This window comes from Brevundimonas sp., from assembly GCF_027487935.1.
Lineage (GTDB): Bacteria > Pseudomonadota > Alphaproteobacteria > Caulobacterales > Caulobacteraceae > Brevundimonas.
The window spans coordinates 141,537-167,754 of record NZ_JAIYCP010000003.1 but is presented as its reverse complement, the minus strand read 5'-3'; the positions used below and the strand labels follow the sequence as shown (position 1 = coordinate 167,754).

25 protein-coding genes are annotated in these 26,218 nt (G+C 67.3%); 9 read left to right on the top strand and 16 right to left on the bottom strand.

All coding sequences use genetic code 11. From position 1 onward, the window contains the following. Nucleotides 1-57: 57 nt before the first annotated feature. From Q0053_RS01550 to Q0053_RS01520, 7 genes are all read right to left on the bottom strand, one after another. Complete coding sequence (locus Q0053_RS01550; RefSeq protein WP_298095051.1) at nt 58-927, bottom strand: TIGR01459 family HAD-type hydrolase; 870 nt, start codon at nt 925-927, stop codon at nt 58-60. Nucleotides 928-1,751: 824 nt separating this feature from the next. Further along, a complete protein-coding gene (locus Q0053_RS01545) occupies nt 1,752-3,044 on the bottom strand; it encodes a pilus assembly protein TadG-related protein (protein ID WP_298095048.1) in 1,293 nt (430 codons plus the stop codon). Between the two features lie 266 nt (nt 3,045-3,310). Beyond that, nucleotides 3,311-3,565, bottom strand: a complete 255-nt coding sequence (locus Q0053_RS01540; RefSeq protein WP_298095046.1) for a hypothetical protein — start codon at nt 3,563-3,565, stop codon at nt 3,311-3,313. After that, nucleotides 3,562-4,926 carry a PepSY domain-containing protein gene (locus tag Q0053_RS01535; RefSeq protein WP_298095044.1) on the bottom strand — a complete coding sequence of 455 codons (1,365 nt, stop codon included), beginning with the start codon at nt 4,924-4,926 and terminating at the stop codon, nt 3,562-3,564. The genes Q0053_RS01540 and Q0053_RS01535 overlap by 4 nt, the downstream gene beginning before the upstream one ends. Nucleotides 4,927-4,973: 47 nt before the next feature. Continuing rightward, a complete protein-coding gene (locus Q0053_RS01530; RefSeq protein ID WP_298095041.1) occupies nt 4,974-7,037 on the bottom strand; it encodes a TonB-dependent receptor in 2,064 nt (687 codons plus the stop codon). Nucleotides 7,038-7,106: 69 nt separating this feature from the next. Then, entirely contained in the window at nt 7,107-7,496 is a 390-nt protein-coding gene (locus tag Q0053_RS01525) for a hypothetical protein (RefSeq protein WP_298095038.1), read from the bottom strand. Between the two features lie 83 nt (nt 7,497-7,579). Continuing rightward, nucleotides 7,580-8,848, bottom strand: coding sequence for an EAL domain-containing protein (locus Q0053_RS01520; protein ID WP_298095034.1), 1,269 nt, complete (start codon nt 8,846-8,848; stop codon nt 7,580-7,582). Between the two features lie 222 nt (nt 8,849-9,070). Between Q0053_RS01520 and Q0053_RS01515 the strand changes: the two genes are divergently transcribed. Both Q0053_RS01515 and Q0053_RS01510 read left to right on the top strand, forming a co-directional pair. Then, complete coding sequence (locus Q0053_RS01515; protein ID WP_298095032.1) at nt 9,071-9,841, top strand: SDR family NAD(P)-dependent oxidoreductase; 771 nt, start codon at nt 9,071-9,073, stop codon at nt 9,839-9,841. A 43-nt stretch (nt 9,842-9,884) separates the two neighbouring features. After that, a complete protein-coding gene (locus Q0053_RS01510) occupies nt 9,885-10,778 on the top strand; it encodes a lipid A biosynthesis acyltransferase (RefSeq protein WP_298095081.1) in 894 nt (297 codons plus the stop codon). Here the strand turns inward: Q0053_RS01510 and Q0053_RS01505 are convergent. From Q0053_RS01505 to xseA, 3 genes are all read right to left on the bottom strand, one after another. Continuing rightward, on the bottom strand, nt 10,724-11,281 hold the full coding sequence (locus Q0053_RS01505) for a response regulator (protein ID WP_298095029.1): 558 nt from the start codon (nt 11,279-11,281) through the stop codon (nt 10,724-10,726). The two genes, Q0053_RS01510 and Q0053_RS01505, sit on opposite strands and share 55 nt — an antisense overlap. Nucleotides 11,282-11,514: 233 nt before the next feature. Further along, a complete protein-coding gene (locus Q0053_RS01500; RefSeq protein ID WP_298095027.1) occupies nt 11,515-11,715 on the bottom strand; it encodes a DUF2093 domain-containing protein in 201 nt (66 codons plus the stop codon). A 46-nt stretch (nt 11,716-11,761) separates the two neighbouring features. Then, nucleotides 11,762-13,237, bottom strand: coding sequence for an exodeoxyribonuclease VII large subunit (gene xseA / locus Q0053_RS01495; protein ID WP_298095025.1), 1,476 nt, complete (start codon nt 13,235-13,237; stop codon nt 11,762-11,764). A gap of 312 nt (nt 13,238-13,549) precedes the next feature. Here xseA and Q0053_RS01490 point away from each other — a divergent pair, with 312 nt between their 5' ends. From Q0053_RS01490 to Q0053_RS01470, 5 genes are all read left to right on the top strand, one after another. After that, a complete protein-coding gene (locus Q0053_RS01490) occupies nt 13,550-14,032 on the top strand; it encodes a hypothetical protein (RefSeq protein ID WP_298095022.1) in 483 nt (160 codons plus the stop codon). 234 nt (nt 14,033-14,266) lie between these two features. Next, nucleotides 14,267-15,541, top strand: a complete 1,275-nt coding sequence (purD, locus tag Q0053_RS01485; RefSeq protein WP_298095019.1) for a phosphoribosylamine--glycine ligase — start codon at nt 14,267-14,269, stop codon at nt 15,539-15,541. 89 nt (nt 15,542-15,630) lie between these two features. After that, a complete protein-coding gene (locus tag Q0053_RS01480; RefSeq protein ID WP_298095017.1) occupies nt 15,631-15,840 on the top strand; it encodes a CopG family transcriptional regulator in 210 nt (69 codons plus the stop codon). Continuing rightward, nucleotides 15,828-16,106: a type II toxin-antitoxin system RelE/ParE family toxin gene (locus tag Q0053_RS01475; protein WP_298095014.1), complete on the top strand. Its 279-nt coding sequence runs from the start codon at nt 15,828-15,830 to the stop codon at nt 16,104-16,106. Before Q0053_RS01480 ends, Q0053_RS01475 begins: the two co-directional genes overlap by 13 nt. A 129-nt stretch (nt 16,107-16,235) precedes the next feature. Next, the gene (locus Q0053_RS01470) at nt 16,236-16,895 is read left to right on the top strand and encodes a hemolysin III family protein (RefSeq protein ID WP_298095011.1); all 660 of its coding nucleotides are present in this window, start codon (nt 16,236-16,238) and stop codon (nt 16,893-16,895) included. Between the two features lie 7 nt (nt 16,896-16,902). Here Q0053_RS01470 and Q0053_RS01465 read toward each other — a convergent pair whose 3' ends face one another. Then, nucleotides 16,903-17,607: a murein L,D-transpeptidase catalytic domain-containing protein gene (locus Q0053_RS01465; protein ID WP_298095008.1), complete on the bottom strand. Its 705-nt coding sequence runs from the start codon at nt 17,605-17,607 to the stop codon at nt 16,903-16,905. A 126-nt stretch (nt 17,608-17,733) separates the two neighbouring features. Here Q0053_RS01465 and Q0053_RS01460 point away from each other — a divergent pair, with 126 nt between their 5' ends. Then, nucleotides 17,734-19,050, top strand: coding sequence for an amidohydrolase family protein (locus Q0053_RS01460; protein WP_298095005.1), 1,317 nt, complete (start codon nt 17,734-17,736; stop codon nt 19,048-19,050). A gap of 381 nt (nt 19,051-19,431) precedes the next feature. Here Q0053_RS01460 and lpxK read toward each other — a convergent pair whose 3' ends face one another. The 5 genes from lpxK to Q0053_RS01435 form a co-directional block, all read right to left on the bottom strand. Beyond that, a complete protein-coding gene (gene lpxK, locus Q0053_RS01455) occupies nt 19,432-20,454 on the bottom strand; it encodes a tetraacyldisaccharide 4'-kinase (RefSeq protein ID WP_298095002.1) in 1,023 nt (340 codons plus the stop codon). Continuing rightward, a complete protein-coding gene (locus Q0053_RS01450; RefSeq protein WP_298094999.1) occupies nt 20,451-21,746 on the bottom strand; it encodes a 3-deoxy-D-manno-octulosonic acid transferase in 1,296 nt (431 codons plus the stop codon). Before Q0053_RS01450 ends, lpxK begins: the two co-directional genes overlap by 4 nt. Before the next feature lies 1 nt (nt 21,747). After that, the gene (locus Q0053_RS01445; RefSeq protein ID WP_298094996.1) at nt 21,748-22,434 is read right to left on the bottom strand and encodes a lysophospholipid acyltransferase family protein; all 687 of its coding nucleotides are present in this window, start codon (nt 22,432-22,434) and stop codon (nt 21,748-21,750) included. Beyond that, complete coding sequence (locus Q0053_RS01440) at nt 22,431-24,278, bottom strand: ABC transporter ATP-binding protein (protein WP_298094993.1); 1,848 nt, start codon at nt 24,276-24,278, stop codon at nt 22,431-22,433. The genes Q0053_RS01445 and Q0053_RS01440 overlap by 4 nt, the downstream gene beginning before the upstream one ends. Nucleotides 24,279-24,412: 134 nt before the next feature. Beyond that, on the bottom strand, nt 24,413-25,429 hold the full coding sequence (locus tag Q0053_RS01435; protein ID WP_298094990.1) for a glycosyltransferase family 2 protein: 1,017 nt from the start codon (nt 25,427-25,429) through the stop codon (nt 24,413-24,415). Nucleotides 25,430-25,551: 122 nt separating this feature from the next. On the opposite strand from Q0053_RS01435, the gene Q0053_RS01430 reads away from it, so the two are divergent. After that, nucleotides 25,552-26,217 carry a sulfur transferase domain-containing protein gene (locus tag Q0053_RS01430; RefSeq protein ID WP_298094988.1) on the top strand — a complete coding sequence of 222 codons (666 nt, stop codon included), beginning with the start codon at nt 25,552-25,554 and terminating at the stop codon, nt 26,215-26,217. Nucleotide 26,218 lies beyond the last annotated feature (1 nt).

Sequence of the window (26,218 nt, the reverse complement as noted above, 5' to 3'; positions counted from 1 at the left end):
GGCGTGGGCCATTTTTTGGAGGCCGGCCGAGGCGAGCGGAAGCCGGAATGGCCGGGCTCACCAGGCCAGATCCAGGGCGGCGTAGCGGGCGTGGGTCGCCTCGGCCTTCAGCAGGTCCGCCGCGCGGGCCGGATCGAGCCGACCGTCGGGCCCGCGGGCGGTGTCGCCGTGGATACCCTGGGCGATGAACAGGCAGTCGAGGGCCTGTTTGTCGGCGCCGAGCACATCGGTGATGACGCCGTCGCCGATGCACAGGACGCGGGAGCGGTCGACCGGGCGGCCGAGCAGCCGCTCGCCCTCGGCCAGGGCCAGCTCATAGATCGGATCAAAGGGCTTGCCGGCCATGGTGACGCGACCGCCGAGGCTTTCGTAGAGGTCAGCGAGCGCGCCGCCGCACCAGATCAGCCTGTCGCCGCGCTGGACCACCCGGTCGGGGTTGGCGCAGATCATTTCGAGGTCGCGCGCGACGCCGGCGGAGAGGCGTTCGCGATAGTCCGTCGGCGTCTCGGTCTCGTCATCAATCATGCCCGTGACGGCGATGAAGGCGGCGTCGGCGGCCGTCCCGGCGACCTCGAGGCCGAGACCGTCATAGAGGGGCCAGTCGCGGTCCGGGCCGATGATCCAGGCCGGGCCGGGCGCGCGTTTGCCCAGTTCCACGCGGGTGGCGTCGCCCGAGGTTACGACGGCACCCCAGGCGTCCCGCGGCACGCCGAGCTGGTCCATCTGCTGGATCATGCCCGGCGCGGGACGCGGCGAGTTGGAGATCAGGACCACCTTTCCGTGGTCGCGGTTGAACCGGGTCAGGGCCGCGCAGGCCTCTGGCCAGCTTTCACGGCCGTTATGGATCACGCCCCAGACGTCGCAGAGCAGGACGTCGTAGTCGGCGGCGATGTCGGACAGGCCGGAGAGGGCGAGGGGCAGGGTCATGGGGGGGCTGATAGCCTTTTGGAGCGCGAGGGTGAAGGCGTGACGGGTGGCTGCTGGCTGGCCGACAGTTGTGCGTCGGTGCCGGAAGGGCCGCAGTCACCAGTCACCAGTCACCAGCCACCAGCCACCCATGACTCTTCGCCGCCTGTTTCCAGTCGGGTGCGGGAGGCATGGCGGAGCGCCCGGGCCTTCGCCCGGATGAGCAGACAGAAATACCGTTTCGACGAAGACAGAACGCTCCGCGCAGACAGTTTTCCGGAAGCTTGCGTCGGGTGGCCGTGTTCGGGCCTTACCGCAGCGCCTCCGACGGGCAGGTCGGGCGACGTCCCGATCCCTGGAACGACCTGGGTATCCCCCCCGGTCCTCCACCCCGGCCGGCGAGCCCTTAGGAGGCCCCCGATCGCGGTCCGGCTCCCCCGGCTTGCACCGGCGGATCCCCGCTCCATCCGCTCCCGCCGCCGCTTCGGATCGCCGGCCGAGCGAGCCGCCCTTGCGACGGGACGGGGACAATTATGGGGGCGGTCCCGGCCATGATGGCTGGGGACGCTGTGTTTTTTGAAAGATGCGCAGAGTCAGGAGGTTAGAGGCGCGGGATATGCTGACAATCGGCGGATGGGTAGCATATTGATGTCGTCCTCTCCCTCTCCTTTATGGGGAGGGAGAGCGTTTTCAGGGCCATTCCGGGTTGTCCGTTGAGCCGGCGGTGATGGTACCGAGCGGGCCTTGGTATGGCCATTGATGCGACCCAGTCTCCCATCCCGTAATTCGGCGAATCCTCTGCCGGAAGAGCCGCACGCGATTCCCGGATGCGTTCAGGGCGCAGGTCACTTGATCAATCTCAAGCTCCCCTCGCGCTTTATCCTGCTTCCGATCTCCAAAAATGCATCGGTCAACTCGGAGAATGATTCCGCAGAAATCTCGTATTCGGGACGAGAGGTGCAGCGCTGGTAAAGACTACTGAGAGATCCGCCCATGTTGTAGGTGATCGCATAGATAACGATCCCTTCGCGCTTCATGGCATCGCAAGTCTTCAGAAGCTCCGCATCTGCCTGTGAAACGCTGATGGTATCACCAGACTGGCCGGGGTGGTTCGCACCGTCCGTCATGATAATCACGAACTTGCCCGGAGAATCCTCGTAATCGAGCGGCAGATCGGGATCGCCCCAAAGCCCCTTCCAGCGGGGAGAAACCGCACGCCAGCCCCAAGCCATACCCTCCTGGGTGCTGGTGCCATGCCCCGCGCAGAGATTGTTGGTAATCTGTTGCAAGGTAGAGCGGCTTTGGGTCAAACCCTGCGCGCGGGGTACCGGACACACTTCCGCTGCTCCTCCGAACATCCGGAAGCGCTCGTCCGACGGCAGCGCATTTGTCCACTGGTTGTCTCCAGTTCGCCGGGAAGCGCACAGTCGCGGAGCGCTCGCCGTGTAGGCGTTGATCTTGCACCTGCTGGCCGCACTGGACGTTATTCCCCACTCATTCACCTGAGAGAAAGCCGCAGTGGCAGGAATCTGACCGCTCGCGAACCATGACTCTCCGTAGTTGGTGACGTTCACGCGCCCGCTGAAAGGAATGATGGAGATCCACGTGTTCTCCAGACTGTCCTCGTTTTCGTAAATCGTCCCGAGCAGGTCGGTGATCGAAGCTCGAAGGGATGGAATGGAGCCAGTCATCGATCCGCTGACGTCGACGACGATGGCCAACTCCATACCGCCGCTACCTGCCCCAACCGTTGCGGCGGCCTCAGCCTTTATGGGAATCTCCTGAATGCCAAACAGGCCCAGAAAGACGGTCGTGGATGTAGCACTCGCCTCCCCGGAGAGCACGTCGTCGTTGACATTGAAAGAGTAGCGAAGGTTGTTCGCGCCAGCCGCATTTCGGGAGAGATAGGTGCCGGCCGTGGTTTTCGCGAGATCATCACTGATTGAAAGCGATCCCGCTCCCGCCAGCAATGCCGCATCGAGAGCGTCACTTAGCCGATCTTTGGCCGTGTTGGCGGTAACAACATCAAGCGCACCCCCGGCTACCATTGTAATGGACAGGATGAACAGGGCGAACATAACCGCCATATTCCCACGTCGATCCGAAATGAAGCGCTGCAGCAAAATCAAAACGACCATCCTGTCGATCCTTGTTATTTGAGCATCATGGTTAAGTCTTGCCTAACGATCTCTCGTTGGGAACCGCGTCGGATAGTCAGTCTGCGCAACCGGAACGGCTGGATCGAAGCGCCGGGCTGTAGCCATTTCCGGGCGCGCTTCTGAAGTCGGCCTTCAGGTCCTGCGGCATTCTCACGTCAGGGCGCACGGCCAGGGAGGTTCGACTCGAACCCATCAGCCCGTCCGGCTTGCCCGGGTCTTCCTGATGCGAGAACCCGGTACCCGAGTCACCCGGGCGACGCCACCACACCACTCATGCGAGAACCCGGATATCGAAGGGCGGCCTTCATCTCGTGGATCTGCCCCTCGCCGGCGACCGGGTTTGCGGTCAGGGTCAGGTAGCAGCCGGTCATGGGACGGCTTTCGGGGTTGGGCCGGCACCGGGCTTTTGTCACCGTGAAGACGGCGGGGGCCTCCGGCACCGGAGTCTGGTTGCAGGCCGTCGATGTCATCAAGGCGGTGGGGATCAGCAGGCGTTTCATGAGGGGCTCCTTGCGGCGCGGGCGTCGAGACGGCGGCGCACGAGGGTGGCAGCTCGCTCGATCGCCAGGGCGGCGATCAGGCTGAGACCGGTGAGGGGGTAGAGGATGGCCAGCGGCAGGACGATGCCGAGGACGGCGGCGCGGACGCGCGGGCCGGGCGGGGCTTCAGGCGCGCCGAGGCGGCCTTTCGACAGGCTCGGCGGGCGGCGCTTCCACCACATGATGATGCCGCTGATCCCCAGCAGCCAGATGGCGATGCAGCCGCCCAGCATCAGATAGCGATTGATCCAGCCGTACTGCGTGCCCTGATGGACAGCGATGCCCCATTCGAAGGCCCTGGCCCCGACGCCGAACTGGTCGTAGCGGATGTCGGCGCGGACGGTGCCGGTGGCGGCGTCGATATAGAGGGTGCGGGTGTCCTCGACCTGTTTGACCTGGCGCGCGGCCGTCCAGGCCAGGGCGGGGTTCGACGGGATGGAGACCCTGTATGGCCGGGCCAGACCCTGCACCTCAGCGGTGTCGATCACGCGCGAAAGGCTGGCCAGACCGCGGTGGGGCGTGGGCATGACCATCCCCTCCATGATCCAGCCGACGCCGACGGGGGCGTCCCCCGGATGGTCAGCGTGGGCAAAGGGGCTGGCGGCGGCCGGCGGCTTCGGTCGACCCAGGCCATGCTCTTTCACGGCGGCCATATACTGATCGCCCCAGAAGGCTGACCAGGGCATGCCGGTGATGACCAGAAAGGCGATGACGGCACCGGCATATAGGCCGGTCACGGCATGCACATCGCGCCAGAAGGGTCGCCGCTTCGGATCGGTGGCCCGGATCGAGGCCACGCCCACGCCCCGCCCGCGCGGCCACCACAGGAACAGGCCGGTGGCCACGAGGATGATGGCCCAGCCGGCGACAATCTCGACCACATAGTTGGCCCATGAACCGAGCAGGATGAGGCTGTGGAGCTGTTTGACCGTCTCCATCACTCCACCGAAGTCGGTGTCGCCGATCAGCCGGGCGTCATACGGATCGACGAAGGCGGTGCGCTGACCGCCGTCCGGCAGGTTGACGGTCAGGCGGACCGCCTCATCCGGCCGCGCGGGGAGCAGGACGTTGGAGACCTTGCCCCCCAGGCCGGTCTCGGCCGCCACAACCCAGAGGTCCGGCGCGGCGGATGCGGCGCGGGGTTCGACGCGGGACAGGTCGCGATAGACCGCCCCGTCGATCTCGTCGGTGAACAGATAGAGGGCACCGGTCAGCGCCATGAGCATGAGGAAGGGCAGGACCAGCAGGCCGGCGTAGAAATGCCAGCGCCAGACGGCGCGGAAGGCGCCGGAGAGGGGTGCGGGAGCAGGGTCGCGGGTCATGAAAAACTCCGTCGGGACGGGCCTGTCGGCCCGCCCCGGTTGTCGGATCAATAGGTCAGGCGAAGGCCGATGAAGGCGGAACGGCCCTCACCCGGGAAGAACACCGAGGTCGAGGCGGTCCGTGCGTCGGTGACGGCGGAGAATTCGCCGACATAGCGCTCGTCGGTCAGGTTGCGTGCGTCGATATAGACGGTCGCGCCCGAGCCGAGCTTGAAGCCGGCATTCACACCCAGCAGGGCGTAGGACGGCGCCTTCAGCGTATTGGCATAGTCGACCCAGACGTCCGAGATGCGCCACTCGACCGAAGGGGTGACGAACAGACCGGACGGATGTCGCCAGGTCAGCTCGGCCCGGTACTGGTGCTCGGGCACGACCGGCAGGGTGTTGTCGCCCCACCGCGGGTCATCGACGAAATGGAAGTCGCTGAAGGCCCAGGTCTGGCGCAGCAGCAGCGAGCCGTCCGCGATTTCCGCAGGCAGTCGCCAGTCCAGTCCGGCCTCGATTCCCTGATGTATCGTCCGGTCGGCGTTGAAGGTGGCGGCCGGAATGTTCGGGCCGACGATGAAGTTCAGGATCTCGCCGTCGATCCGGCTGCGATAGACGGTGAAATCCCAGGCCAGGGCACCGCGACGGCCGCGGGTGCCGACCTCAGCGGTCCAGGCGTCCTGGATGTCGATCGGCGTGAAGCCGACGAGCGGTGCCTGGACGAGGGCCCCATAGGCCGGGGGTTCGACCGAACGGGTCACATTGGCGAAGACCTGGGCACCGCCTTCTGACTCCCACAACAGGCCGAGCCGGGGCGAGAACCACTCATAGTCGATGCCGTCGTTGTTCAGGGCGTTCCGGCGATCGACATAGTCCCGGGTGGCGCGACCGAAGGAGCCGCCGGCGACCAAAGCCAGCCGATCACTGACAAACAGACGGCCTTCGGCGAACACGTCCAGCCCGTCCGCTTCCTGGAAGCCGTTGGCGGTCAGGGCACCGCGGAAGCCGCCGACATTGACGTAGCGCAGGGCGTCGATCTGGCCGTCGCGATAGCTCAGGCCATAGAAGGCGTCAGCGCGCAGGCCTCCGACCGTTCCGGTCCAGTCGATCCGGGCGAAGGCGCCGCGGGTCTCGCTCTCCTGATCAACGACCTGGAAGATCGGGTGGTAGAGCGACTTCTCCCAGCCCCAGATGGCACCCTCGAACAGGGTGCTGTCATCGAACCGCCAACGTGTTTGCAGAGTCACACGCTTGAGGGTCTGGTCCCGGGCGTTGTCGTTGATGATGTTGTTGGCTGGTGCGATTCGCGGCGTGGAAAGCGCCTGGGTCAGGTTCAATGCGCCCGGCACGGACTGCTGGATATCAGCCGCCTGGGCGATCAGACGGACCTCGCGGTCCTCGCCGAAGCGGCGGCCGATACTGGCGGTCAGGCGGCCCTGGCTCTGGTCGCTTTGCCGGCGAAAGCCGTCGGCCTCCAGCGCTGTAACACCGACGAAGGCGTCCCAGTCGCCACGCTCGCCGGCGAACGCGCCGTGCAGGCGGCGGAAGCCGAAGGAGCCGGCTTCGAGCTGCAGCACCAGATCGTCAGCGGCATTGCGGCCTGTCGGGGTGATCATATTGATCGCCCCGCCCAGCTGGGCACCGCCGAACCGCAGGGTGTTGGCGCCCTTGTAGACCTCGATGTAGCGGGCACTGAGCTGGTCGATGCCCTGGAAGTCGGAGAAGCCGTCGGCGTCGGCGAAGGGCACGCCGTCCTGGGCGAACAGGACGCCCCGCTGGTGGAAGCCCTGTGCAATGCCCGAGCCGCGGATGGAAAGACGGCTTTCCTCGCCATAGCGCTTCTGGGCGAGGACGCCGGGGACGTTCCGAAGGCTGTCGGAGAAGCCCTGGGCGAATCGGGTCGCATAGCTCTCGGCCGAGACGACGGCGACCGAGCCCGGTGTTCGGCTGAGCAGGGCACGGGCGTCGGCGACGACGGGCGGGTCCTCGGGATTGCGGACACCGGTGACGATCACGGTGTCCAGTGTCGCCACATCCTGCGAAGGCGAGGTCTGGGCATGGGCGGGGATGGTGAAGGCGGCAGCGAGCAGCAGCGCGCAGGGCGCGACGGTGGTCTTGAGAGACATTTTCTGGAAATCCTGAACAGGGGCAGGCGCGCGCCGGAGATGCGTCGGCGCGCGGGTGGTTCGTCCGGTTCAGGCGGTCGGGGGGGCTGTGGAGGGGGGCGGCAGGCCAGCGAGGCGGAGGCCACCGCGCCAGGGGCCGGCGCGCGGCAGGTCAGGCTGGACGGCGACGATCCGTGGCGGGGCCATGGGCCGGACCATGGGCGGAGGGGGCAGGGTCGTCAGGGCGGACAGCACGCAGTCGGCGCAGTCCAGGCTGTCCATCGAGGCCGGCTCGGACGAACCGTCGGTGTTGAAGACGACCATGATCCGGTCGCCCGAGCACAGAACGACCGGCTCACCCGTGGCCGCCGAGGCCGCGACCGCGGTCGGCAGCAGGGTGGCGAACACAATGGCGAAGGTCGCGGCCAGGAAGGCCAGCGAACGCATCAGGGACCAGTGCTCGACGGGAGACGGTTTCACAGGCCCGCCTTTAAGCCGCGCTGCGGGAACTGCAAGCCTGTTGCGAGCCATGCGTCGCCCTGACCCACGCACCGGGCGGGGGGCTAGTTGAAGCGTCGCCGGTTGTCGGCGCTGCGCAGGGTCGAGCGGATGAAGTCGGCGGGGGGATCGGTTTCCGCCAGTACGGCTTCCTTGATGGCGCGGGGCTCGCCGAACAGATGGCCCTGGCCCATGGCGACATCGAGCTCGAGGATGTCGACGATCTGGCGCTCGCTCTCGCATTTCTCGGCGATCAGCTCGATGCCGTAGCGACGGGTCAGGCCGGCGAAATCGGCGGCGGAGATGTCGCGCAGGGAGGGCAGGGCCGAGGCCCCGTCGAGGTCGAGCAGCTGTTCGATCAGCAGGTCGGCCGCGACCTTCATGAATTTCACATCGGACCGCTGAAGGTCGGCGAAGTCGAGGTCGAGGGTCTGGACCTTATCGATCGAGAAGCGGAAGCCGAGGTCGGCCAGCTTGGCCATGTTGCGGGCCTCGACCGCGCCGCGGGCGTCGAAGGTGGCCTGGCCCAGTTCGAAGATCAGGGCCTGGTTGAGGTCGCGGTTCTCGCTGAGGAAGTTGAGGAACTGGGGGAAGAAGGTCTCGTCGCCGAGCGACGACAGGGCGACGTTGCAGAAGACGCCGACCTTGCGGTCCTGCCGGGCAAGGCGGCGCACGATCTGGGCGCAGCGGAACAGCAGCAGGTTGTCGATGGCCGGCACCAGGCCCTCGCCCTCGGCGGCCGACAGATATTCGGCCGGCATCATCACCCGGTCGTCGGCGGCACGCAGGCGGGTGAAGCTTTCGTAGAAGATGGTCCGGCGCTGGGGCAGGGAGACGACCGGCTGAAGGTAGAGGTCGACCCGGTTCTCGGCCAGGGCCTCGTGGATGGTGGCCAGCAGGACGTTGGCCTGTTCGCGGTGGCGGGCCTCGTAGGGATTGGTCGGCGCCGGCTGGGCGGCCCGCTGCTCGAGGGTGTCGCTCATCTGCTGGATCAGGGTCTCCAGCATGCGGACCTCGCCTGACAGCGTCTCGTTCGAGGTCACGGCCCCGGACTCGATGACCTGGGCCAGGTCGGCCATGGCCCCTTGCGTCGACTCCATGGCGTCGGCGAGCAGGCGGTGGGCCTCGCGGACCTGTTCGATCTCCTTGCGCAGGGCGGCCGTGGCGGCGCGACTGCTGATACCGACGTGCATCGCAACCATCAGGCCAAAGGTGCCGATGGCCCCGGCCGCACCCGCGCCGGCGCCAAGGCCTGCGCGCCACACGAAGGCGCCGACCGTGAGGGCCAGAAAAAGGTAGCCGAAGAACAGAAAGGCCTGGGTCAGTGCGCGCATTGGAAACGGATGGTCCGTGTTCCCGGATGGAATCGCTTGATTATCAGGGTATCAGAGCCGATCGCCTAGACCGATTTTGCTTCGTGACCGGAGTGCGCGAATCCAAAAATCGATCCGGACGATATATCTGTGCATTGTTCCGTGTTTGATGCTGTGCCGCCGGACACGGAACACGCATGGGGCTGTCCTGTATCAATTCTCCCCACGTCTTTGAGGTTAACGATGGAATTGTTCGATCTGAGCGGCAAGGTTGCGGTCATCACGGGCTCCTCGCGGGGGATCGGCAAGGCGATCGCCGAGCGGATGGCCGAGCATGGCGCGCGGGTGGTGATCAGTTCGCGCAAGGCCGGGCCGTGTGATGAGGTGGCCTCGGCGATCAATGCGAAACACGGCGAAGGCCGGGCGATCGCCATTCCAGCCAACATCGCCTCGAAGGAAGACCTGCAGCGGCTGGTCGATGAGACCAATGCCGCCTTCGGCAAGATCGACATCCTGGTCTGCAATGCGGCGACCAATCCCTATGCCGGGCCGATGGCGGGGATCAATGACGAGCAGTTCGGCAAGATCCTGCAGAACAATGTGGTGTCCAACCACTGGCTGATCCAGATGGTCGCGCCGCAGATGCTGGACCGGAAAGACGGCTCGGTGATCATCGTCTCGTCGATCGGCGGCCTGCGCGGCAACGCCCTGATCGGCGCCTACAATATCTCCAAGGCGGCGGATATGCAGCTGGCGCGCAATCTGGCGGTCGAATGGGGGCCGTCCAATGTGCGGGTCAACTGTATCGCGCCGGGCCTCGTGCAGACCGACTTCGCCAAATACCTGTGGGAGAACCCCGACCTGCTGAAACAGGTGGCGGACCCGGCCCCGCTGAAGCGGATCGGCCAACCGGACGAGATCGCGGGGGCGGCCGTCTATCTGGCGGCACCGGCCTCGGCCTATATGACCGGCCAGACCCTGGTGGTGGACGGCGGCATCACCATTGCGTGGTAAGGCCGTCAGCTTTCGACAGGACCTGATCTGGCGGCTGGAAGGCATGGCCTTCGCCGGCTTTATCGGCTTCATGCGTCTGCTCGGGGTTGAGCGGGCCTCGGCGCTGGGCGGCTGGCTGCTGCGAACCCTGGGGCCGAAGACGGGGACCCAGCGGACCGTGATGCGCAACCTGCGCATCGCCTTCCCCGACATGGCCGCCGCCGAGCGCGGGCAGCTGGCGCTGGACCAGTGGGAACAGACCGGCCGGGCCTTTGCCGAGACGGCGGTGATGGACCTTCTGGTCAAACAGGGCCGGATCGAGGTGGTTGGGCTGGAGCGGCTGCACGCCATTCGCGACAGTGGCCGGCCGGTGGTGTTCGTCAGCGGGCATTTCGCCAATGTCGAGACCCTGGCGGCGACCATCTGCGGCTCGGGCCTGCCGTGCCAGATCACCTATCGCGCGGCTAACAATCCCTATGTCGATGCCCAGATAAAGGCGGCCCGGGCACGCTACGGGGTGAAATTGTTCGCGCCCAAGGGCGGGGACGGTGCGCGGGAGTTGCTGGCGGGGATGGCGCGCGGCGAGTCCGTAGCCCTGATGAATGACCAGAAATTCTCCGAGGGCCCCGAGGTGACCTTTTTTGGCCAGCCGGTGAACGCCGCGCCGGGACCGAGCCGGCTGGCCCTGCGGTTCGATACGGTGCTGCAGCCGATGTCGGTGGTACGGCTGCCCGGCGTGCGGTTCCGGCTGACCTTCCATGCGCCGATCGCCCTGGAACGGACGGAAGACCGGCAGGCCGATATCGCGCGCGGGGTACAGGCCATCACCCGCTTCATCGAGGACCGGATCCGGGAGAGTCCGGCCGACTGGTTCTGGGTCCACAAACGGTGGCCCGACCGGGTCTATGCCGCGTCTGACGCGTCCGGGGTGCCTTCGTCGGCACCTTCGTCGGTCTGATCTTCGGGCTGCACGTCGTCCGCCCGGCGCAGCGGCCCGGTGTAGTTGACGGTATTGGTTCGGCGGCGGTCCGGCCCGAAATAGCTGTCGTGTTTCACGAAATCGCGCGGGCGCATGATCACGGCGTGGATCCGGTCAAGGACGGCCTTGGCGGTGATCGGCTTGACCACGAACTCCGTCACCCCGGCATCGCGCGCCTCATAGACCCGGCTTTTCTCGGAATGGCCGGTCATCATGATGATCGGCAGGTAGGGGTTGTTGGTGTCAGGGCTTGTGCGGACCAGGCGGGTGAACTCCACCCCGTCCAGCGGGAACATGTTGAAGTCGACGATGGCGAGGTCGACAGTGAGACTGGGGTCGCGCAGGATCTCAAGGCCCGCTGCGCCGTCCGCCGCCTCAAGCACCGTGCGCACCCCGGCCGACTGAAGCACCGCAGCCGCGATCGACCGCATGTGCTGGTTGTCGTCAATCAGCAAAACCTGGATTGCCTTGAGGGAGGACATGGGGCGGGGCCGGACAGCAAGCGACGAAACAAGCGATCAATTTAGGAGGTGAATCAGGAGCCGTCCATGACCGATCTGTGTTCGCCCGGAAGGTCAACGGCCCCGCTGCGCTCAGGTTGGCGCCATCAGCGAAGGATCGAGATTGTGGCCGCGCCATTTCCTCCGCCCGCACCGGTGCGGGCCGGTCGCGATCAGGGCACCGGTGCCGATGACGAGACTCCGGCGGTTCAGGATCACGCAACCTGGCCCAGTCGCTGGAAGGCCTCATTCGGTCCTGCATAGGCTTCCTGCAGGCTGACCGACCAGTAACGCAGGGACTCCAGCGGGATGGATTTGCCGCTGACCGCGCAGATCACGAAACGGCCGGGCTTGAGCACGGCGTATTCGCCGTCACCATAGTGGAGGGTCGCCTGGGCGGTCTGGGGTGCGGGCATGGGCACAGGCTAGCTTGGACGCCGGCGCGATGCCAAGCCTTCGCGCTCAGAACAGATTGCCCTGGCCGGGTGGCGGGCTGCCGGGGCGCGCAGTGGAGGCCGGCGCCTTCCGGGGTGGCGGGCCGGTCTCGTCTCCGTCGATCCGCGCGCTGCGTGATCCGTCCGCGAAGGCCAGGCGGACCGCCTGACCCGGTTGCAGGGCGGCGGCGGTCGCGATCATGGTGCCGTCCTCGCTCTCGACGCGGGCAAAGCCGGGCTTGGGGGTCTTGGGGTTCAGGCCGGCCAGGGCGCGGGACAGGGCGGCCAGCCGGGCCTCGTCGCGCTCCAGTCGGCGGGTCATGGTGGGGGCGAAGCGGTCGGCGAAGGCCGTGAGCCGGTCGTGGCGCCGTTCGATGACGCGTTTGAGCAGGCCTTCAGAGAGCCTCGCCGAGACAGTGGCGTACCGGCGCTCGTGCCCGCCGACATTGCGCTGAAGGGCTGAACCCAGCCGACTGCCCGCATGGTCGAGGCGCTGTTGGGGCAGGGCCAGCACATCCTCGGGCCGGGCGGGCAGGCCGCGGGCGGCGGCGCGCAGCCGGGTGCGACGGTCCTCGAGGATGCGGCCCCCGGCGCGGGCGAGACGGCGCTCGAAATCGGCGACGGCGGCCTGCAGGTCGGCCAGCACCGGGGTGGCGATCTCGGCCGCGCCGGTGGGGGTGGGGGCGCGGCGGTCGGAGACGAAGTCGATCAATGTGGTGTCGGTCTCATGCCCGACGGCCGAGATGATCGGGATGGCGGCGGCGGCGACCGCGCGGGCCAGGGCCTCGTCATTGAAGGCCCAGAGATCCTCGACCGAGCCCCCGCCGCGGGCGACGATGACCACATCGGGGCGCGGGATGGGACCGCCGGGCGTCAGGCTGTCGAAGCCGCGAATGGCGGCGGCGACCTGACCGGCGGCGGCGTCACCCTGGACGACACAGGGCCAGACGATGACCCGGCAGGGCCAGCGCTCGCTGATGCGGTGCAGGATGTCGCGGATCACCGCGCCGGTGGGGCTGGTGATGACGCCGACCACGGCGGGGAAGGCGGGGATGGGGGTCTTGCGGCCCGGCTCGAACAGGCCCTCGCCCGCCAGTTTCGCCTTCAGCCGCTCCAGCTGGGCCAGCAGGGCCCCGGCCCCGGCGGCCTCCATGGTCTCGATGACGATCTGGTACGATGACCGCGCCGGATAGGAGGTGATCTTGCCGGTGACGATGACCTCCAGCCCCGACTCGGGCCGGACGCCGAGGCCGCGCACCGACCCCTTCCAGATGACGCCGTCGATGGCCGCCTTGTCGTCCTTGAGCGTCAGATAGACATGGCCCGAGGCGTGGTGATTGACCTTGGATATCTCGCCCCGCAGCCGGACATGGCCGAACTGTTCCTCGAGCGTGCGCTTGAGGGCGAAGGACAGTTCGGAGACCGTCCGGGGTGGATTGTTGTCGCGCGCGGTTGCCGGCGGCTCGTCAGCCGGGCCCTCGAAGACGTAGGAGTCGTCGGTCATGGGGGGAGACTAGCGGGGCGAGGGAGCGGCGGGAATGGGGAGCTGATGGATCTAGCCCATGTTTGGGCAGCGGACATTCGCCTGGAACGGGCCCCTTGGGCGTTCGGCGGCGGGCCCGGCCAAGCAGCGCTTCAATCAGGTCGCCAAATGCACCAACCACACATCATCCATGCGTTCCTCCGACCCGGCAGCCGCACGGCAACCCGGGGGCGAGGCGGTTCACGAAAAAAGTCTGGGAAGTCTTGAACAGCCCGGGTATCCTTGATCGGGTTTCAGATTTTTTGTGTCCGAAGGGAATGCCGGGGGATTTCGATGGCTGTATCCGAGTATAATTTCAAATACCTATGGGTGGCCTTATCCATCAGCATAGCTTGCGGATTGTCGAGCTGTGGTCCGAGTGGCTCAGGTGATGGCTCGGCGGATGTTTCAACAGCATCTGCGCCTGAACTTTCTCCGGTTGAGAGATTTGAGAGGGGTCTGCGTTGTAATAATGCTTATGCATTTTTTATCTCAAACGGTGATGAGGCGGTTAAAGATATGGCCATTTCAGAAGATCTGGCCATCTCAGAGGTAGAAAAATCAAGATCTTTATTTGATCAAGATCGAAAGAACGTGGGTTTGTCTGATACAGAGATTATGGCTCTGGAGGATAAATCAGCTGCAGAATACACTGAATATTTTGCAAAGTTACCCTCCGGGGAGCCGGATTACGGGCGAGCTGCTCCTGGAGCGGCGGAGAAAGCACTCGCTACGTTTTTCGATTGTAATGCATGGTACAATTCGAGGACGAGCTAAGTAGCTTTTTCCAGCGCGTCCAATCGAATTACTTTGCCTTTACTAACAGCGCGACAGGGAGCCGTCAGGCCCGTCGATGTCAGCGCCAGCGCCGCGGAAAAGCCTTTCGCTGCAAACGTCGCCGCCTTGCGCCGTCCGGGATGACAAGAGGGCATCACCCCGGCCGCGGGCGCTTGAGCCTCGCGCGCGCATCCGCGACTTGACCGCCTGCGCCGGTGCGGTCATTGCGCGGGCATGAATATCCTGCTGGTCGGATCAGGTGGGCGTGAGCACGCCCTGGCGTGGAAGATCGCACAGTCGCCGCTGGTGCGGCGGCTGGTCATCGCGCCGGGCAATCCGGGCATGGAGGCGCTGGGCGAGCTGCGGCCGATGAAGGTCACGGACGCCGACGGGCTGGCGGCCCTGGCAAGCGAGATCAAGGCCGATCTGGTCGTCGTGGGGCCCGAGACGGCGCTGGAGGCCGGGCTGGCCGACCGGCTGGCGGCGGCGGGCATCCCCTGTTTCGGCCCGACGGCCAAGGCGGCGCAGCTGGAGACCTCCAAGGCCTTTTCCAAAGCCTTCATGCAGCGGCACGACATCCCCACGGCGGGCTTCGGCGTCTATGAGCGGCTGCATGAGGCGCGGCAGGCGCTGGGCGTGTTCAAGCCGCCCTATGTGATCAAGGCCGACGGGCTGGCGGCGGGCAAGGGCGTGGCCATCAGTCCGACCAGCCGCGAGGCCGAAGACGAGCTCGAGCGGATGCTGGGCGGCCGGTTCGGCACGGCCGGGGCGCGGGTGGTGATCGAGGAGTTCATGGACGGCGAGGAGGGCTCGCTGTTCGCCGTCTGCGACGGCGAGCGCGCCGTGCTGCTGGGCGGGGCCCAGGATCACAAGCGGGCCTATGACGGCGATCTGGGGCCGAACACCGGCGGGATGGGCAGCTATTCGCCGGCCCCGGTGTTCACGCCGGAACTGGTCGAGGCGGCGGACCGGCGGGTCGTGCAGCCGGTGGTGGCGGCCATGGCGGCCGAGGGCATGCCCTATCGGGGGGTGCTGTATGCCGGGCTGATGGCCACGGCGGACGGGCCCAAGGTGGTCGAGTTCAATGCCCGGTTCGGTGATCCGGAATGTCAGGTGCTGATGATGCGGCTGGACGGAGACGTGGTGCCCCTGCTGCTGGCCTGCGCGCGGGGCGATCTGACCCGGGCGCCGATGCCGGCCTTCAGCCCGGATACGGTGATCTGTGTGGTGCTGGCGGCCTCGGGCTATCCGGACAGTCCGCTGGAGGGCTCGATCATCCGCGGTGCCGAGCAGGATTTCGGGCCCCATGTGCAGGTCTTCCACGCCGGAACCCGGCGCCGGGATGACGGCCAGCTGGCGGCGGCGGGCGGCCGGGTGCTGAATGTCTGCGCCCGGGGCAAGGACATCGCCGAGGCCCGCGAGCGGGCCTATGCGGTGGTCAAGAAGATCGACTGGCCGGGCGGTTTTTTCCGAACGGACATCGGCTGGCGGGCGCTGGAGCGGGCTTAGGGTCTCTTCGGCGTGGTGGTGGGTCGGTTCATGATCACGCTTGGGTTGAAATCGGATGCGTCGATCTTCGATCGTGATAGGATCGACCCATGGACGACCCAGCCAAAGACCTGAACGAAGAGCCCGGCGTCTTCGATTTTGAGGAAATCTCCGCGGACGACGCGGAACTGGACGCGGCGACCCTCAGAGGTCTGGCGGACATCGAGGCGGGTCGCGTTGTAAGCCATGAGGCCGTCCTGCGCTGGGTCAAGTCCTGGTCGAGCCCCAATCCGCTTCCGCGCCCGAAGTGCGGCGAGTAATCTGGACAGATCAGGCCCTGGCCGACCTCGAGACGATCAGTCTCTATCTCGCGGATTTCAGCCCCGGAGCGGCGGCGCGTTTTTTCATTCGGTTGAAGGCGGCCGGCGACAGGCTCGCCCTGTTTGCGGAGCGAGGACGACCGTCAAGTGGAGGCACGCGCGAACTCACCTCGGTGAGACCCTACATCATACGATATCGGGTCGCTGAGGATCGGGTTTATGTCGTGGCAGTCCGCCACGCAGCAAGGCGGCCGATCGATCCCTGAATCACCCCTGCTTTCGCCGGCCGCCGATCTCATCCATCGCGCCAGTGTTCCAATGCCCCGACGCATGCCATGTATCGTGAAGGTTCCGCCGCCAGGCCGTGCGGACACCCGCTCTGGAGACTGCCCCCCGTGAACGACACCCTCCCGCCCGAACCGCCGAGTCATTACCGCGACGGGAAGGAGCGGTTGGCTGATCTGATCGTGCATCTGACCGGGCTGGCGCTGGCGCTGGTCGGGGGCGGGATGCTGCTGGGGCTGGCGATCGGTTTCGGCCATGTCGGCCGGCTGACGGCGGCGGCGATCTATGCGGTCGGCCTGCTGACCATGCTGGCATTGTCGACGGCCTATAATTTCGCCGCGCCGCGGTTCCAGCCGCTGCTGCGACGGTTCGATCATGCGGGCATCTTCCTGATGATCGCGGGCTGCTACACGCCGTTCACGACCCAGCATCTGACCGGCGCCTGGGCCTGGGGGATGACGGCGGCGGTCTGGGGCATCGCCCTGTTCGGCGTCATGGCGAAGCTTTTGCTGCCGGGGCTGGGCAAGGGCTTCTGGATCGTCGTCTATCTGGCGCTGGGCTGGCTGATGGTGATTGCCGTCCAGCCGATCATGCAGAGCCTCGGCCTGGCACCGCTGATCCTGATGGCGGTCGGGGGGCTGTTGTATTCGGTGGGCGTGATCTTCTACGCCAACAAGGCCATGCGCTACCGGCGTGCCATCTGGCACGGCCATGTCGTCGTGGCGGCGGCGGTGCACTGGGTGGCCGTGCTGCTGGCCGTGCTGAAATAGGCGGACGTCAGGCCCAGGCGAACAGCAGCCGGCCCTCGCCCATGCGCTCGCGCAGGGCGGGCAGGTCGGCGTGGGCGACCGAGAAACAGCCGTAGCTGCGGCCCAGCTTGCCTTCGCGGGCGAGGAAGGCCGGGTCGGCGTAGTCGGCGCCGTGGATGATGATGGCGCGCTCGCGGGCCAGGTTGTTGGTGTACTCCAGCCCGTCGAGCAGGACATTGGGCCCCTGTTCGGCGCCGTGGCTGGCCCCTGCGGTGACATAGGAGCCGACCGATGACATGTGGCTGTCCGGGGTGTTGCTGAAGCTGGTGGCGTAGCCGGTGTGCGCCGGGTCCGAGCCACGGCCGTGGCTGGTGCGCATCAGGGTGACGGCACCGCCTTCGAGGTCGACTTCGTACAGCCGTTCGTCGCCCGAGAATTTCTTGAAATCGACCAGATACATGCGGTCGCGGCGGGTGATGCGGTGGTCGTGGATGTCGAGCGCCGCCATGGCCCGGTCCATCAGCTCCTGGCGGATCTGACCACGGGGGTCGAGCGGGCGGGTGGTGTTGAGCTGGGAGGTGATGACCTCGGCCGGGCGGACCGGAAGCTGGGGAGCGGGAGCGGGAGTGACGGTCACGAGCGGCTGAAGGCTCGCCGTCTGCGCGGCCGCGGAGGCGCAGCCCGAAAGCATGGCCACGCCGCCCAGAATGAAGCCTCGTCTCGCCAGGCGCATACGACACCTCTCAGCCGGTTAATGAACAGGGCACGGGTTGTTTCAGTTTGTGACGACCGATTCAAGCCGAGCCTTGGCTCCGACGCCGGGAGGTCTATGGTGCAGGCTCTGTTCCGGGAGGATTTCGTGAAGACGATCACATCATTGCTGGCCGCCGTGTCCCTGTTGAGCGCTACGGGGGTCGCTGCACAAACCCCCGCACCCGCACCGGTTTCTCCGGCGGAGGGAACGACGTTCGTCCAGGTGGGACGGCTTCTGGCCGATCCGGCGACCGGGATTGTGCAGCGCGATAAAACTCTCGTGATCGAGGGGAACCGGATCGTCGCGGTGCGCGACGGCTTTGTCGGCGAGGGCCGGATCGTCGATCTGAGGTCGTCTTTCGTGTTGCCGGGCCTGATCGACAGCCATGTGCACCTGACCGGCGAGCAGAACCCGAACAGCCGGCTGGAGAATGTGACCGAGTCGGATGTCGACCAGGCCTTTGCCGGTGCGCGGTTCGCGCGGCGGACCCTGATGGCGGGTTTCACGACCGTGGCCGACCTCGGAGCGACCAATGAGACCATCTTCGGTCTGCGCGACGCCGTGCGGCGCGGCGACGTGGCGGGACCGCGGATCATCGCCTCGGGCGAGGCGGTGTCGGTCCACGGTGGTCACGGCGACGTCAACGGCTATCGCGAAGACATCATGCATCTGTTCTCCGGCGAGAGCATCTGCTCGGGCGTCGAGGACTGTATGCGGGCGGTGCGCCTGCAGGTCCGTTCGGGAGCCGACATCATCAAGATCACGGCGACCGGCGGGGTGCTGTCGAACACGGCGGCGGGGCTGGGTCAGCAGTTCTCGGACGAGGAATTGGCGGCCATCGTCGGCGCCGCGCACCGGATGGGACGCCAGGTGACGGCGCACGCCCACGGGGTCGACGGGATCAATGCCTTCCTGCGCGCGGGCGGCGATTCGATCGAGCACGGCACCTATCTGGACGACGAATCGATCCGGCTGTTCCGGCGCGAGGGGACCTATCTGGTGCCGACCCTGCTGGCCGGGGATTTCGTCACCGGTATCGCCCGGGGCCCGAACAATTTCTTCACCCCGGCCCAGACGGCCAAGGCCCTGCAGGCCGGGCCGCAGATGCTGGACATGGCCCGGCGCGCGCATGAGGGCGGGGTCCGGATCGCCTTCGGCACCGACTCCGGCGTCTCGGCCCATGGCGACAACGCCCAGGAGTTCGCCCTGCTGGTGCGGGCCGGTCTGACGCCGCTGGAGGCCATCCAGTCCGCGACGGTGAACGCGGCGGCGCACCTGCGGATCTCGCAGGACGCGGGCCGGATCGCGGCGGGCATGCCTGCCGATCTGATCGCGGTCACGGGCGATCCGCTGACGGACGTCACCGAGCTGGAGCGGGTGCGGTTCGTGATGCGGGGCGGGGTGGTCTACCGGGCGGAGTAGGGTCTCGATGGCTTGGCACCGCGTACATATCGGTCATGAAAAGGACGATGCGACTATCGGGTGGCTGAGGGTTTGGGATCATGAATGGCGGCCGACGGGAGGGGCAGTGCTGCTGCCGCCGAACACGCCCGCGGCATCCCAATTCGAACTCTACGAGATCCTGACGCCGCTTCCCGTGCGGTTCGCAGCGAGAGAGATTTCCGCGGGTTTATGGTCATTCTGGACCGAGGACGGCGGACCGCTCGAATGATCCCTTCTCCCGTTGGGAGAAGGTGCCCCGGAGGGGCGGATGTGGGTCGGCTGGTTGGAGCGGCGAAGCCGCCCCCCGGGCGTTCGACCCACACCCTTTCGCGCAAGAACGACGGCTGCGCCGCCGTGCGCTCAAGCCCTCTCCCAATGGGAGAGGGAGGACAAAAGCAACCGCTGAAACGCCGCCTCGTCCTCGAACGTCGCCTTGACCGGCCATGAGAGGACGCGCGCCCGCCATTCCGGTGGCAGGCGGAACCAGTCCTTTTCGGTGGTGACCAGACGGGCGTGAGCCCGTTCGGCGCGGTCGGCGAGGAAGCGCAGGTCGTCCTCGCGGAAGGCGGCGTGGTCGGGGAAGGGCGCGAAATCGACCAGTTCGGCCCCGGCGGCGTCGAGGGCGCGCTCGACCTTCCACGGCTTGGCGATGCCGGCGAAGGCGACGATCGGGCCGTTGGGCGGCGGCGCGGCGGGCTTCAGCCGGGCGATATGGACGGGCAGGGCGCCGAAGGCCTGGAGCAGTTCGGGATCAGCGCCGGGCGCATCGGCGGGCAGCAGGATGACGACCGCGTCGGCGCGGGCCAGACCGTGGTGCAGTTTCTCGCGCATCGGCCCGGACGGAAACACCGAGCCGTCGCCGAAGGGCCATTCGTCGCCGCGCGTCTCGCCGTCGACGACGATCAGGCTGAGCGTCTTCTTCAGGGTCGGATTCTGGTGGGCGTCGTCGAGGACCAGAACCTGTGCCCCGGCTGTTGCGGCCGCGCGGGCTCCCGCCACACGGTCGTGGGCGATCCAGGTCGGGCCGCCGAGGGCCAGCATCAGGGGCTCGTCGCCGACGTCCGCGGCGGTGTGGAGGGCGGCGTCGACCTGCGTCGGCTCACGCAGCGATCCGCCATAGCCGCGCGACAGGCCGTGGGCATTGATCCCGGCCTCATGCAGCAGGCGGATGGCCTCGCGGGTGACCGGGGTCTTGCCCGAGCCGCCGACCGTCAGATTGCCGACCGAGATGATCGGAATGCCCGGATCGACGGGCTCTGCGCGGGCGATGCGGCGGGCGGTGGCGGCGGCCCAGATCCACGACAGGGGCTTCAACAGGGTACGGGCGACCGCGCCGTGGCGGGCGTCGCGGGTGTACCACCAGCGGGGTGTGTTGAGCTTCATCGGCGGCCTCCCCGGGGTGGCTGGGGCAGCAGGGGCGCGAGCGTCTCCCACAGACGGTCCAGACCGGAGCCGGCTTCGGCGGCCGCGCGGCGGCCGCGCTCGCCCACGGCCCGGGCGGCGTCGGTGTCGGCCAGCAGGGGGGCGAGGACGGCGGGCAGGTCCCAGGGGGCGTGGACGACGGTCAGCCCTCCCGCCTCGACGAGAGCGTCACTGACGGCGGCCCAGTTGCTCATGTCGGGGCCGGTGACGGCGGGCTTGCCGAGGCGGGCGGGCTCCAGCGGATTGTGGCCGCCCACCGGGGGCTTCTCCAGCGCGACGGAAAAGGAGCCGCCCATGACCACGACATCGGCCAGGCGCAGGAACAGGCCCATCTCGCCGAGGGTGTCGGCCAGATACAGGTCGGTGTCGCGATCCGGTTCGTGGCCCTGCGAACGCCGGGCAAAGCGGTAGCCGTCGCGGGTCAGGGCAGTGGCGATGTCGGCGCTGCGGGCGGGATGGCGCGGGACCAGGATCAGGCACAGGCGTTCGGCCAGTTTGTCCAGAGCGCGGACGATGGCGATCTCCTCGCCGTCATGGGTGCTGGCGGCCACGACCACGGGCCGGTCGCCGATGGCGGCGCTGAGGCGGGTGAAGGCGGCGGCGTCATGCGGCGGTGCCTCGCCGGAGAGTTTGAGATTCACATGGCCGTCGATCCGGGCGCCGAGGCTGTGCAGCCGGGCGGCCGAGGTCTCGTCCTGCGGCAGGATGCGGTCGAAGGCGGACAGGATCTGGCGGACCGCGCTCGGGAAGCGCCGCCAGCCCTCGACGGTCCTTTCGGTGATACGGGCACTGGCGAGGACCAGTTTCACGCCGCGACGCCGGGCCTCGAGGATCAGATTGGGCCAGAGTTCGCTCTCGACGAAGACGGCCAGGGATGGCTGCCAGTGTTCGAGGAAGGCGGCCACCGCGCCCGGCGCATCGACCGGCGCGAACTGGTGGATCACGCCCGCCGGCAGGCGCTGGGCCAGCAGCTGCGCCGAGGTCAGGGTGCCGGAGGTGACGAGGATGGCCAGGTCCGGCCGCTGGCGGCGAATCCGTTCGACCACGGGCAGGAGCGACAGGGTCTCGCCGACACTGACACCGTGCAGCCAGACCAGATCACCGGCGGGCCGGGCGACGGTGGTCAGGCCCAGCCGTTCGTCGACGCGGACGGGGTCTTCCTTGCCCTGTTTGGCGCGGGCGTCGAGCAGGCGCGGGGCCAGCGGCTCCAGCAGCCGGGTCAGAAGCCGGTAGACGATCAGGGCGGGGCTCACGTCAAATCCGCTCGAGGCCGGTGACGGCGTCTGCTGCGGCCTCGACGGCGGTCAGGCGTTCGGTCCAGTCTCGGGCGACCTCGGCCAGTTCGGCACCCTCGGGATAGTGGGCGACGTCCCAGACGATGGCCCCCTTGCCGAAGGGCAGGGGCAGGACGGCCCTGTCCCAGCTGTTCAGGCGGATCGCGGGGTTGCAGGACATGCCGATGAACAGCGCCGGCGCTTTCGAGAGCTTGGCCAGCAGCGGCAGGCCTTCGGCCATTTCGCGCATCGGCCCGCGCGGCCCGTCGGGGGTGATGGCCAGGCCGCCGTCCCGCAGCTGACGCAGGCCGTCGCGCAGGGCCTGGGACCCGCCCTTGGCGCGGTCGGCCTTGTCCTTGTTGGAGGAGGAGCCGCGGACGGCGGGGAAGCCCTGACGGGCGACGGCCTTGGCGATGAACTCGCCGTCCGCGCTGAGCGAGATCAGGGCCTTGGCCGGGGTGGCGCGGTCCAGCGGCCAGCAGGCAGGGCTGAGGCCGATGCGCGAATGCCAGAAGACTGCCAGCACCCCGCCGCCATCGGCCCAGACCTTCTCCGCCACGGCCTGATTGACCCAGGTCCAGCGAATGGTGGCGAAACAGAACCGCATCCATTGCGCCAGGGTCCAGGCGAGGACGCTCTGGATGACGGGGTTGCGGAGGGGTCTCATATCACCGCCGTGACAGGATCGCCGTCCAGCGACTGCTGTTTCGCCAGGCGTGTATAGAGGCCGCCCCGCTTGACCAGCTGGGCGTGGGTGCCGGTTTCCACGACGCGGCCCGCCTCGATCACATGGATGCGGTCGGCGTTGCGCACGGTGGACAGGCGGTGGGCGATCATCAGGGTGGCGCGGCCCTGCATCAGCCGCTCCAGCGCGGCCTGCACCAGGGCCTCGCTCTCGGTGTCGAGGGCGCTGGTGGCCTCGTCGAGCAGCAGTATGGGGGCGTCCTTGAGGAAGGCGCGGGCGATGGCGATACGCTGACGCTGGCCGCCGGACAGGCGCAGGCCGGCTTCGCCGGCGCGGGTCGCATAGCCGTCGGGCAGGGCGGTGATGAATTCGTGGGCGGCGGCGGCGGCGGCGGCGGCCTCGATCTCAGCCTGTGATGCACCGGGGCGGCCGTAGGCGATGTTGGCGGCCACGGTGTCGTCGAACAGGAAGGGCTCCTGGGTCACCAGGGCGATCCTTGAGCGCAGGTCATGCAGCTTCAGTTCGCGGATATCGCGGCCGTTGACGGTTACCGCGCCGGCGGTGACGTCATAGAAGCGCGGCAGCAGGCTGAGCAGGGTGCTCTTGCCGCCGCCCGAGGGGCCGACGAGGGCGACGGTCTCGCCGGGGGCGACGGTCAGGGAGACATCCGACAGGGTCGGGGCCGCACCGTCGGCGGCCGGGCCATAGGCGAAGGAGACGCCTTGGAAACCGACGGTGGTCGGGCCGGGGTCGAGCGGCGCGGCGTCGGGCGTCTCACGGATCTCGGGCTGGATATCGAGGGCGGCGAACAGGCGGCGGGCGGCGGTCAGGCCCTCGGCCATGACGGTCTGGAGGTTGGTCACCTGCCGCAGCGACTGGCCGGCGGCCATCAGCAGGCCGATGAAGGCGGCGAAGGCCCCGACGCTCATCGCGCCGTCCTGCGCCCGCCAACCGGCATAGGCCATGACGGCGGCGACCACGATCATGGCCACCAGATTGGAGAAGGGTCCGGCGAAGGCGCGGCTGTCGGCGCTCTTGATGACGTGACGCTGGCGGCGGGCCACGACCTCGCCGACGCGGTCCTGTTCGGCCGCCTCGCGGTTCTCGATCTTGATCAGGCGGACGCCGTCGAGGTTCTCCATCAGGGCGGTCGAGAGGTTGGAGGTCTCGACCATGGCCCCGGTGGTGGCCTTGCGCACCCGCTTGCCGAAGCGGCGCAGGACCAGGGCGATCAGGGGCGCGCCCAGCAGGACGATCGCGGTCAGCCGCCAGTCGGTCCAGGCCATGTAGGCGATCACGGCGGCCAGGGTCAGGGCGTGCTGGGTGTAGTTGACGACGCCATTCGTGAAGGCCTCGCGCACCAGATTGGCGTCGAACAGGACCGAGGAGACGAAGCCGCCGGAGTGCTGGCTGCGCAGCCGGGCGAGGTCGGCGCGGATCATGGCGCCGAACAGCCGGACCTGGATGTCGCCGACGATGCCGTGACCCAGCCGGTTGACGAGGGCGGCCTGACCGAGGGCGGCGGCGGTCCAGATCAGGCCCGCGCCGATGATGATCAGGGGGATCCAGACCAGGGCGCTGCCCGGCGGGACGGTGATGACGCCCCAGACGGTGACTGCCTTGCCGAGGAAGAGGCCGTCGATGGCCGGCTCCAGCAGCTGCAGCACCGTGGCCGCCATGACCCCGACCACGGCGGCGCAGGCGATCGAGAGGAACAGCGGCGTCCGGTGGTGCGAGAGATAGTCGCGCCAGATGCGGCCCAGCAGGGGTCGCAGGCGTTCCTTTCGGGGCTCGTTCTCATCAGCGGCGGGGGCGGGCGTCGTCATAGGTCCGAGGTCGGACGGGACGGGGGGGAAGTCAAGCGGGGAGGTGGGACGTGGCGGGATCGGCGGCCGCAGGGTTCGGGAATGTCGGCCTACGACCCGGAGCGGACCTCTGCGACTGACCGGTTGCCGCTGACTTAGCTCTTCGTTCGGGACAGCAAACGTGATGGGCCGTGTAGCCGCCGCAACAGGCCGTAGCCTTCCCAGAAGTTGACCTCAGCGGGGTCGGTCATGGCAACGCGCCGGCGATAAAAGTCACCGATGGCCCGTTCATCGCCACCCATGACGACATCGCGAGCCTGCAGATGGAAGGGACCTATAGCTGCAGCGATGTCATAACGGTTCCACCAGCGATCTGCGAACCGGCCAAGCAGACGATACTTGGACTTGAAAGCCTCCAGACCGCAGCAGGCGTGGTGCAGGATCACGGCATCCCGTGCCTGCTGACGACGAGCGCCTCCTTGTGGCCGATCAAAATCATGCACGCCGAACGGCTGAAATCCCGGCGCTGCGAGCCGAACGGCCGACTTGCCATTGGAGTAGAGGTTGAAAAAGCCGGACCCGAACCGGCTCGAACGGCGCAGGGTGTCCGCCAAGGCTGCATCAGGTGCCACTCTCCTGCGCATTTCTTCGACGGGAACCTTGAACAGGCTGACCTCTGCGAAAGGTCGATCGACGGCCTCATGTTCCGGAACGGCCTCCATGTTGGCGAAGCCCATCACGTCGACTGGCTGATCCCGCAGGGCCCGGAAAAGGGCCCTGGCGTCACCCGCTGCTGGTAAGAATAATTCGTCGATGTCGATTTGCAGCAGCCAGTCGTGCCCCGCCTCTCGAGCCACATCGGCTACCACGCTGGCGTTAAGGATCTGGCGGGCCATTACCTCCTGATCGATTGATGCGCCCAGCTCTCCGAACAGTGGCGACCGGCGCCACCTCGCGCGCCAAACGTCGTCGGCAGCGATCGCCTCGACGGCTGGCCGACCCTCTAAGCGTGCACGGTCCGGATCGGCGGGATCATCGAAAATCAGATAGATTCGGCTGAAGCCCACGGCCAGGTGGTAGTCGATGAAGTCGTCGAGCAGAGCACCTGCTGCCCGCAGAGTCGTAACGATCGCGGGGCCGTCTTCGGCCCGGGTGTGGTTCGGCGAGTCCATGAGCGACGCTTATAGAGCGGCTGGTGGAAGCGCATAGGCTCGGCGTTGCAACCGGTTAGCTCATTCGCACCATCATTTCACCCCGGATGACGCGCCGCTCCCGATCCCCTATCTCCTCCCCCATGCCTCGCTACGACCTCACCACTCCCGCCGGCCGGTTCAAGGCGAAATGGGACTATGTCTGGAAGGATCACGCCTTCCTGCGGCGGTGGTTCATGAACGCCCACTGGCTGGGGCCGGATCTGGTGCGGACCAACCAGCCGTCGCCGCGGCAGCTGGCCTATTGGAAGTCCAAGGGCATCAAGACGATCATCAACCTGCGCGGGGCCCGGGACGAGGCCTATTATGCGCTGGAGAAGGACGCCTGCGCGCGGCTGGGGCTGACACTGATCGACGCGCCGCTGGATTCGCGGGATCCGCCGCAGAGGGACCGTGTACATCGGGCGCGCGAACTGTTCCGGACGATCGAGTATCCGGTGCTGATCCACTGCAAGTCCGGCGCGGACCGGGCCGGGATGATGGCGGTCTTCTATCGCCATTTTCATCTGGGCGAGCCGATCTCGGTGGCGATCGAACAGCTGTCGAAGCGCTATCTGCACCACCGCGAGGGGCTGACCGGGGTGCTGGACTTTACGCTGGAGAAATACCTGCACGAGGTCGAGCCGACCGGGGTCAGTTTCATCGACTGGATCGACAGCGACGCCTATGACCCGAAAGCCATCCGGGCCGAGTTCAAGGCCGGCTGGTGGGGCACGATCCTGACCGAGAAACTGCTGCGCCGGGAGTAGG

What these genes read in the sequence shown, in the direction of transcription:
- Q0053_RS01535 (WP_298095044.1), bottom strand. Translation starts at nt 4,926, where the DNA reads ATGACCCGCGACCCTGCTCCCGCACCCCTCTCCGGCGCCTTCCGCGCC.
- Q0053_RS01440 (WP_298094993.1), bottom strand. Translation starts at nt 24,278, where the DNA reads ATGACGACGCCCGCCCCCGCCGCTGATGAGAACGAGCCCCGAAAGGAA.
- Q0053_RS01550 (WP_298095051.1), bottom strand. Translation starts at nt 927, where the DNA reads ATGACCCTGCCCCTCGCCCTCTCCGGCCTGTCCGACATCGCCGCCGAC.
- Q0053_RS01500 (WP_298095027.1), bottom strand. Translation starts at nt 11,715, where the DNA reads ATGCCCGCACCCCAGACCGCCCAGGCGACCCTCCACTATGGTGACGGC.
- Q0053_RS01540 (WP_298095046.1), bottom strand. Translation starts at nt 3,565, where the DNA reads ATGAAACGCCTGCTGATCCCCACCGCCTTGATGACATCGACGGCCTGC.
- Q0053_RS01435 (WP_298094990.1), bottom strand. Translation starts at nt 25,429, where the DNA reads ATGGACTCGCCGAACCACACCCGGGCCGAAGACGGCCCCGCGATCGTT.
- Q0053_RS01510 (WP_298095081.1), top strand. Translation starts at nt 9,885, where the DNA reads ATGGCCTTCGCCGGCTTTATCGGCTTCATGCGTCTGCTCGGGGTTGAG.
- xseA (WP_298095025.1), bottom strand. Translation starts at nt 13,237, where the DNA reads ATGACCGACGACTCCTACGTCTTCGAGGGCCCGGCTGACGAGCCGCCG.
- Q0053_RS01480 (WP_298095017.1), top strand. Translation starts at nt 15,631, where the DNA reads ATGGACGACCCAGCCAAAGACCTGAACGAAGAGCCCGGCGTCTTCGAT.
- Q0053_RS01520 (WP_298095034.1), bottom strand. Translation starts at nt 8,848, where the DNA reads ATGCGCGCACTGACCCAGGCCTTTCTGTTCTTCGGCTACCTTTTTCTG.
- Q0053_RS01515 (WP_298095032.1), top strand. Translation starts at nt 9,071, where the DNA reads ATGGAATTGTTCGATCTGAGCGGCAAGGTTGCGGTCATCACGGGCTCC.
- purD (WP_298095019.1), top strand. Translation starts at nt 14,267, where the DNA reads ATGAATATCCTGCTGGTCGGATCAGGTGGGCGTGAGCACGCCCTGGCG.
- Q0053_RS01505 (WP_298095029.1), bottom strand. Translation starts at nt 11,281, where the DNA reads ATGTCCTCCCTCAAGGCAATCCAGGTTTTGCTGATTGACGACAACCAG.
- Q0053_RS01530 (WP_298095041.1), bottom strand. Translation starts at nt 7,037, where the DNA reads ATGTCTCTCAAGACCACCGTCGCGCCCTGCGCGCTGCTGCTCGCTGCC.
- lpxK (WP_298095002.1), bottom strand. Translation starts at nt 20,454, where the DNA reads ATGAAGCTCAACACACCCCGCTGGTGGTACACCCGCGACGCCCGCCAC.
- Q0053_RS01490 (WP_298095022.1), top strand. Translation starts at nt 13,550, where the DNA reads ATGGCTGTATCCGAGTATAATTTCAAATACCTATGGGTGGCCTTATCC.
- Q0053_RS01465 (WP_298095008.1), bottom strand. Translation starts at nt 17,607, where the DNA reads ATGCGCCTGGCGAGACGAGGCTTCATTCTGGGCGGCGTGGCCATGCTT.
- Q0053_RS01445 (WP_298094996.1), bottom strand. Translation starts at nt 22,434, where the DNA reads ATGAGACCCCTCCGCAACCCCGTCATCCAGAGCGTCCTCGCCTGGACC.
- Q0053_RS01430 (WP_298094988.1), top strand. Translation starts at nt 25,552, where the DNA reads ATGCCTCGCTACGACCTCACCACTCCCGCCGGCCGGTTCAAGGCGAAA.
- Q0053_RS01545 (WP_298095048.1), bottom strand. Translation starts at nt 3,044, where the DNA reads ATGGTCGTTTTGATTTTGCTGCAGCGCTTCATTTCGGATCGACGTGGG.